5 protein-coding genes are annotated in these 8,185 nt (G+C 47.5%); all 5 read right to left on the reverse strand.

What is annotated here, in order from left to right; translation table 11 throughout:
- Nucleotides 1-22: 22 nt before the first annotated feature.
- The 5 genes from DW917_RS15555 to DW917_RS15575 all read right to left on the reverse strand — a co-directional run bounded on the left by DW917_RS15555 (nucleotide 23) and on the right by DW917_RS15575 (nucleotide 7,662).
- Nucleotides 23-838 (reverse strand): PDDEXK nuclease domain-containing protein, encoded by an 816-nt coding sequence (locus DW917_RS15555; protein ID WP_118120185.1) that lies wholly within the window; start codon nucleotides 836-838, stop codon nucleotides 23-25.
- Nucleotides 839-918: 80 nt separating this feature from the next.
- A complete protein-coding gene (locus DW917_RS15560; protein WP_118120188.1) occupies nucleotides 919-4,266 on the reverse strand; it encodes a DEAD/DEAH box helicase family protein in 3,348 nt (1,115 codons plus the stop codon).
- A gap of 201 nt (nucleotides 4,267-4,467) precedes the next feature.
- On the reverse strand, nucleotides 4,468-5,640 hold the full coding sequence (locus DW917_RS15565) for a restriction endonuclease subunit S (protein WP_118120190.1): 1,173 nt from the start codon (nucleotides 5,638-5,640) through the stop codon (nucleotides 4,468-4,470).
- A gap of 139 nt (nucleotides 5,641-5,779) precedes the next feature.
- On the reverse strand, nucleotides 5,780-7,210 hold the full coding sequence (locus DW917_RS15570) for an N-6 DNA methylase (protein WP_233524779.1): 1,431 nt from the start codon (nucleotides 7,208-7,210) through the stop codon (nucleotides 5,780-5,782).
- Between the two features lie 182 nt (nucleotides 7,211-7,392).
- Nucleotides 7,393-7,662: a hypothetical protein gene (locus tag DW917_RS15575; protein ID WP_233524780.1), complete on the reverse strand. Its 270-nt coding sequence runs from the start codon at nucleotides 7,660-7,662 to the stop codon at nucleotides 7,393-7,395.
- Nucleotides 7,663-8,185: the final 523 nt, after the last annotated feature.

The following is an 8,185-nucleotide window of genomic DNA, read 5'->3' on the forward strand; positions in this document are numbered from 1 at the left end:
GATGTGAAGCCAACATAATTGACTACGCAACATATGACTTGTTATGTTGTGCACAACATAATAGCTCGATCAGTACGAAGCATTTCATCAGGTAATTGTAGAATACCAGGTCTATGTAGTAGTCCTGGGTATCGGTGATGATGTGCTGCTGGCGCTCTACGAAGGCATAGCCTTTACCCATCTCCATCAGAAATTTCTGAAGATGGGTGATGATGGCACTCTCCAGTTCGCTTTCCGAGAAGCTCATGTCTCGGGATAAGCCCAAGAATTCTGTCACCATTGGCGACTTGATGAACATGGCAGGTGAGTCTGCGTATCCTTTTGTAAGGGTTTTCATCTCGTTCTCTACCTCATCTTTGTGCTCATTGCTGGTTTGCAGGAGTCGATAATAGTATTGTGAGGCGACATTGCGGTCGAGGGTTCTCACACTCCACATTTGTTCGGCTGCTTCTTGTATGTACCACAACCTCGCTTGTGCATCATCCACCCTTAAAATGCATCTTAAATGTGACCACGAAAGATTTTGCACACGCGTGTGCAAAATCTCCCAATCAGGGAAATATTGGTATAATTGCTTGAAATAGGCAAGGTTACGAACACCATAGCCGGAGCCGAATTCAGTCGTCAACTGCTGAGATATGGACTTGATGAGCTGTATTCCATAATCAGCACGCTGCTTGCCAAGCTGCTCTTCTTCAACAATACGCTTGCCAATTTCCCAGTTTGAGCGTATCAGGGTTTCGTTGATAGATTGATACGCCCTGTTTCTTGCCCTTGTGATGATGGTTCTGATATCATCTATGACATGTGCATCTATATTTATAATATTCTTTTCCATCTATATATTTTTTCATTTATCTTTGGCCCATCTTGAGGAACCTTTGTTTTCCGAAATCCTTAATGACCAGACTCCTGCCCTTACGCAATAATCACCCGGTGCATCTGCCTGATGAAATCCTTGAGATTCACAAACGTATCGCCGAAGGTTTCGCGCCATTTCAGATTGTTCAGAGGATACTCCAGGAAGTCGCGGGTCTCAATGTCGCCGTTCTTGCTGATGAAATCCAGGATGTTCTTCAGATAAAGCTCCTGCTCTGAGGTGAGATTGTAACCCTCTATAAACTGCTGGTAAATCTGAAGCGCCTTCTTGCGGTCTATGCCGTTGATTACACGGATAAACGCAGCCACATTGTTCTTGTACGGATGGCCCTCGGTAAGCTCGTTATACTCATCCTTGGTGCCCAGCTCCTCAAAGAAGATGCGCTCCAACTCCTCTATGTCGGCAGAAGACAACTGCTCGAAATGCTGAATCTTGCGCAGCGTAGCGTTGTTGCTGTTCTCTGCCAGATAGTCGATTACACGCTGCTTGTAGCTGGTCTTGATCACCTCATCCTCGCCACCTTCCACTTTGGTGTAGGTGTCTTCTATGTCGATGACAAACTTCTTGCCCCTGCGCTGCTCCTTCAGCAGATGCATCAGCCCACGCAGTTCCTTGCGCACATGCTCCAGCGCATCCAGCGATTCATTTTCCCAAAACACAGGCTTCTGAACCTGGCGGATGATGTCGATGCGCTCCATCACAGCCGGGATGGAGGCCTTCTTCTCCAGGATGGCGGCGATGTTTACCACCACCTTGCGGAATTGACCCACACGCCTGGTTGTGTCGATGAGCGAAAGCATGATGTGGAGCATCACGATGTCGAAACGCTTGGCTTCCTCGTCGTCCTTATCCACTTTGATGAGATGTCCAATCTTCTTGAGTCGCAACACATCCAATTCCGATAGACAGATCCATTTTTCCTGATTCCTGTAAGGCTCTATGATGTGCAGCCATGGACGAGCTTCCTTACGCTCCTTGCCGATGGCTGCCACCTGTCCGCTGAGCAGGACCTTCAACTCATCATGCAGCTGCTTGTCAAATTCCTTCTCCTGGTGCTCGGCACTCTGCAGCTCCTTGGCAATATCCAGGCGCAGGCAGAAGAGCCGGTCGGTGAGCGATTTGCTGTCGGATGGATGAATGTCGTCGCCCTGCTGCGAGAAGAAGTCGAAATTGCCGCACCAGTCGAAGATGTAGAATTCCTGCTTGTCTTCGCCCGGGCCGAAAAGGTCTTTGCAGAGACGGGTTCCTCTGCCTATCATCTGCTCAAACTTAATCTTCGACTTGATAATCTTGAAGAATACAAGGTTCAGAATCTCAGGCACATCAATGCCCGTGTCGAGCATATCCACCGATACGGCTATCTGCGGCATCTTGGCTTCCATCTTGAAGTCGGCGATGATGGCAGAATGGTTCTTCACCTGGTTGTCTATCAGCTGGCAATAGTCGGCGCCACGCTCGGGATAGAGCTGGTTAAAGCGCTCCACGATGCGCTCGGCATGCTTGTGGTTGTAGGCAAAGATGATGGTCTTGCCCACGTCCTCACCACTATGTACCTTCAGCCCGTTTGTCATCAATTCTGACAAGACATTATCGATGGTATCATCGTTAATCAGATAGTTGAAAATCTCGTTGCCCTGTATGTCTCTATGATATTCCTCTTCCTTCGGAATGCCCTTCATAGCCTTCTCATACTCCCATACCTTTTCCAGCTGCTCACGCTGCTCCGCACTCAAATCGTCGTATTTTATGCCTCGGTTTATCATCTTCGAGTTGCATTTCTTCAGGCGGTAGGGGCGCAGATATTCATCACGTATGGCCTCCTCGTAGGTGTATTCAAAGTTAGGCTCGTTCTCCAGTTCCAGCAGCTGGAAGGTGTTCTTGTCTATCTCGGCACGAGGGGTGGCGGTAAGACCGATGAGCAGCGAATCGAAATACTGGAAGATGGCGCCGTATTTGCCGAACACGCTGCGGTGGGCCTCGTCGATGATGATGAGGTCGAAATGGCCGATGGAGAATTCCAGGGGTTCGGCGTTGATATAGTTGATCATCGTCTGATAGGTTGAGAACACGATGCGGGCGTTCTTGTCTGGCTTATCATCTTCCGAGAGGCAGGACATCGGCTGGCTAGGCAGGAACTCTTCGAATCTTTCGTGCGCCTGCTTCACCAGTTCCTTGCGGTCGGCAAGAAACAGAACATTCTTGAGCCATTTGCTGTTGTTGTAGAGCAGCTTGCAGAGCGAGATGCTTACGCGCGTCTTGCCCGTACCGGTGGCCAGCACGAGCAGACCGCGGCGATGCTTCCTGTTGAGCCATTCCACCAGACTCTTGATGGCGGTTTTCTGATAGGGGCGGTTGGTGATTTCATCGTCTATCGCCAGGTTGGTAATAGGGGAGCGACTCCGTTTCTGAATCAGATATTCCAGGTCGTCGTAACTGTGGAAGGAGATGACGTTTCTAGGCGGATAGTCGAGTCCGTCTATCACCTTTGTAGTGTATCCGTTGGTGTAATAAATTACCGGGCGCACGCCATACTTCTTCTCCAGGCAATCTGCATACTCGATGGCCTGTTTGCGTCCCGTTTCCGGGCTGTGGATGGTGCTTTTGGCTTCTATTACCGCCAGCGGTTTGCTGTCCTTGCTAAAGAGCACATAGTCGGCGTAGCCGATGCCTGAAGGGTGGAATTTCCTGTCCATCCCCTCTATCTTGATTTCTATGCCAGCCTTGCCGCCCTGTATGTCGCCCTTTGCGTGGAGTATTTCCCAGCCGGCTTCGTTCAGCATATAGTCGATGAGGCATTGGCGGGTAATGACTTCGCTTTCAAGCGATTCTGCTGGCTGCTGGGTTGGTGACTTAGGGTGCTCGATGGCATCGTGGGGAACATGGTGCTTCAGATCAGGCGAAACTGCTGGTTCTGAATTGTCAGCCACATGAACCTGGGTGAAGTCTTGCGGAATGAGCGTAGCATCGAAGGCTGCTATTTCGCGGATTGCCTGCCAGCGGTAAAGGAAACCGCAGGCTACATGATAGAGGGCACGCAGGCAGATGAATGCATCGTTCTTTCTTATCTTCTGTGTTCCGGTATGAGCGGCATAGTTGCCTATTTTCTTTACCGTGCGCATATCCTGTATCAGTTCCCAGTCTTCGTTGACGAACGCATCTATTTCCGGGCGTTTGAGCATCTGGCTGAGGGTTTCGTGGGGTTCCAGCGTCACCTTCGCCATAGCCAGATGGTTCTTGACGAGCCATTCCAGAGCCTTGCGGGCATTGGTGGCACTATCTTCGGGGAATGCCTTCTGAAAGATTTCTGCCTTATCGCAGTATGCGTGTAGCTGGTGGAAGGCAGGAATCACCTCTTCCAGCTTTTTGATAAAGTCAAAATTCTTCATTGTCGTTTTTATTTTTAATTGTTATTGTTATATTTTTTGTGGTCAAAAGCCTTTAAATACCGGGCAATAAACAAAGCTTTTGCCCTTACAGGGCGGATTGCTAAATGCCATGATACCCAGGGCGTTGCCCTGGGCTAGGAGGGGTTGCCCTTTCAGGGCGCAGGGCAACGCCCTGGGTGTGGAAAAAGCCGCTTTCAGCCGTTATTCGAACCAGTATTGCATGCGGGAAGCCAGCTGCGTTTCGAGATCCTGGATGGACTTCTGAACCTCCGATTTCTCTCGCTCGATTTGCTCTATGCGCTGGGCAAAGAGGTGTTGGAGGGAGAGGGGTGGGAGAAATATCTGAATTGATTTTACGATTGATAAATTCAGATTAGCTTGATTACCTCCTCGTGCCATATTCCTTATATGTTCATACATCAACATCAAGTGCTGACAAAGGAAAATCTCATCAACAACTTCTTTTGCTGGTATGATTGCTGCAACAGCTTGATTTGTGCAAGCTTCAATCTTAAGCAATCCAATTTGTCCACGAGTCTTTCCTTGTCCATACATAGCCATTAAAATGGTATTTTGCGGATATAGGGTACAATTAGAGTTCTTTAGAGCTTCCTCTGTTATATATTCTTCAACTGAATAAATAGGAAGATTGCAAACTTCAGTGGATTTGACCCAGGGGTAAGTTCCATTTTCGTAAAAATCTTTATTTTTCCTATTAGGAGTGCTGCCTGTTCCTATACTGCAAACTTTTCCCAGTTTCTTCACTTCCCATCCCTTTTCATTCTCCACTGGGTCTCCAAACATCTCATAGAAGAGGCTTTGAGCGAGATTGTCGAAATCTTTAAGTTGCTCCTTCTTCAAACGAATCAACTCGTTTATCTTGTCAAGTTCGGTAACTATCGCAAGCTGAGTGGATTTGGGTGGAATTGTAATCTCTACTTTTCTTACTAATGAAGAATTCAAGTTATTTACTACACCACCAACTGCGAGTTGTGAAAATTTAGCATACATCGTTGGATTTGCTAATAGATAATAGAGATAATCCTTTATGAAGATATCATTATTATCGTGAATAACCAACCAACCATCATGAATGCATCCGTCAACTTTAAGAATATATGGTCTTCCAAAACTCATTGAATTAGAAAGAATGAAATCTCCCTTATGTACGAAGCGTGATTTCTTAACACCCTCAGGCTTTATCTTTTCTTTAGTCGATGTTATGTATTTTGAACCTTCTTGAGCATCCCCGATTTTTATCCAATTTATACCATCTTCGGAATCTGTTATGTAGTCGTTGATAGGACGAGGAGAACCTCCACGTTCTATCGTACACACTTCCCCCAGCTTCTTATATTCCCATCCCTTTCTCATGCCATCTCCTCCTTTTCCTTCTCCGAATTCTTCTCCATATCCTTCTCCAATTCCTCATCCTTCTCCAGCATCTTGCACAATTCTCTATACCCCTTCAGAAATTCCCCTTCAGTCTCTTCCAGTCTTACTAGAATATCCTTTACGGGTCGTATTCCACCTTCTCACGCTCTATCTCCTTATACTTATTAATAGAAAGGTCGTAATCGTTCTGGCGGATTTCCTCTACGGGTACGAAGAAGCTCTGGTCCTTGCGGGTGCGGGAAGCCTCAGCTTCAGGATGCAGATAGCGGTTAACCACATCCGGAATATCATTGTCGGCTATCGGTGCACGCTTGTCATCCAGCGAGAAACCATCTGCCTTCATATCATAAAACCATACCTTATCCGTTCCGCCACAGTTGGTCTTGCGGAATATGAGAACGGCGGTAGAAACACCGGCGTATGGCTTGAACACGCCACTCGGCATGGAAATGACGGCGCACAACTGCTGGTTGTCAACTATCTCCTTGCGGATAGCCACGTGCGCCCTGGAAGTTCCGAAAAGTACTCCATCGGGAACGATGCTGGCGCAGCGGCCGCCCAACTCCAGCGAGCGGACAAACTGAGCCAGGAACAGAAGCTCAGTCTTGGTGGTGTTGGCGTAGGCAAGAATATTCTTGTTCACATTATCCTTGTCGAGACTGCCTGCAAAGGGTGGGTTCGCCATGATGAGCGAATAGCAGCTCTGGTCTTCGTTCTGAGCCGAGAGCGAATCGCGCCAAGCCAGTTGAGGAGCAGTTACGTCGTGAAGCAGCAGGTTCATGGCTCCGATGCGCAGCATGGTCTGGTCGGTATCGTAGCCATTAATCATCGAAGTCTTCATGTGGTGAACGTCCTCTTTTACATAGGCAGCCATCTCATGGTTCTCCTTGATATATTTCACCGCCTCAACGAGGAAGCCGGCAGAACCCATTGCCGGGTCGCAGATGTAATCCTTCAGGTTAGGCTGCATCATCTCCACAATCATGCGGATGATGTGGCGAGGGGTGCGAAACTGGCCGTTGGTGCCGCTTGCCGCCATCTTGCCGAGGATGTATTCATACACATCACCCATGGCGTCGCGATTGTTCATGTCAAGGTCGTTAACGCCATCTATCACCCTGGCTAGGGTTCGGGCGTTGGGAATCAGGAAGATGGCCGATTTCATGTAGCGGCTGTAGGCGCTTTCTTCGCCCGTGCCGATGTGCTTGATGAATTCGAACACATACTGGCGCACCACCCTGAACATTTCATCGGCGCCCAGGTTCTTGAACACGTGCCAGCGCAGGCTTTCGTAAGGAATGCCCGCCTTCTCCTCATCGCCTACGGCATCAGGATTCACCCATATCTTTCCTTCCGGGAAGGTAGGGTTCTGAACTACGCTATCCCAGTCGCGGGCGTTTTCCTCTTCCTGTAGCTGCTTGTCGTCGAGCATCTTCATAAAGAAGATGTAGGTCATCTGCTCCAATACGGTGATTGGGTTGGTAATGCCTGCCACAAAGAAGGTGTCCCAAATCTGGTCTATCTTGTTTTTGATTTCTCCTGTTATCATACTATTATTGATTTTTAAGGCAAAGATAATAAAAAAAGGGAAAACGAGCAAAAAAATGATAATTTTTTACTCGTTTCCCAACAACTTTTCTTTGAAATCCTTAATGACCGAAAATGACCGGACTCTTTGGGGGGCGGATAGGCTGGGTTAGGGGCTAACATCCTAGCCAGTCTATCCTTGGGCTATTCAAGGCCGTCGCCAGTATCGTCCTTGCCGGTAGTACCGCCGCTTGATTCAGAGCCTTGGCCGTCGCTGCCGGTCTGACCGGTGTTTGAACCACCTGGGGTAGAACCGCCTGGCGTATTATCCGGAGTAGTTGGCGCGTTGAGATCAACGTTGGTCTTGCCCTCCTTAATCGCCTTGATAACGGCTGCCTGATCGGTATATACGAGGTACTTGCCACCGTTCTGAACCCAACCGGAAGTAGCCTTGATGACTGGTAAACAAGTCATTTAGGGTTGCTAAACAAGTCATTTACAGGTGGTAAACAAGTCATTTACAGGTGGTAAACAAGTCATTTACGAGTGCTAAATAAGTCATTTCCAACCTCTCAACAAGTCGTTTCCCTATCGTAAACAAGCCATTTGTTCTTTTCAAACAAGTCATTTCTCTTTTCATCTTTTCGCTGTTTTATTTATTTTGGCTGGAAAGGTAGTAAAAACCAACTAAGTCATGTGTACTGCGATATATCGCGATTTCTTTAAGATTCATTAGCAGACTTTAACAGAACTGCTTTGATGTTCTCATGATTTAGCAGGATTACTCAAAAGGAATAAAACATTACAAAATAAAAAGTAGGTGTCGGTGACACCTACTTTTCAACTTTATTTTTATGCATTGGAGACACTACCCTCCAATTTGGATGTCTCCCTCTGATTATCAATCTTTTATATATTTTCGCGCGGTAAGTCATAAAAAAAAGAGTATATAAAAGTGTCACCTGTCACCGTTTTCTGTCAAGCCCTTTATTGGAGC

The organism is Prevotella sp. AM42-24, assembly GCF_003461825.1.
Lineage (GTDB): Bacteria > Bacteroidota > Bacteroidia > Bacteroidales > Bacteroidaceae > Prevotella > Prevotella hominis.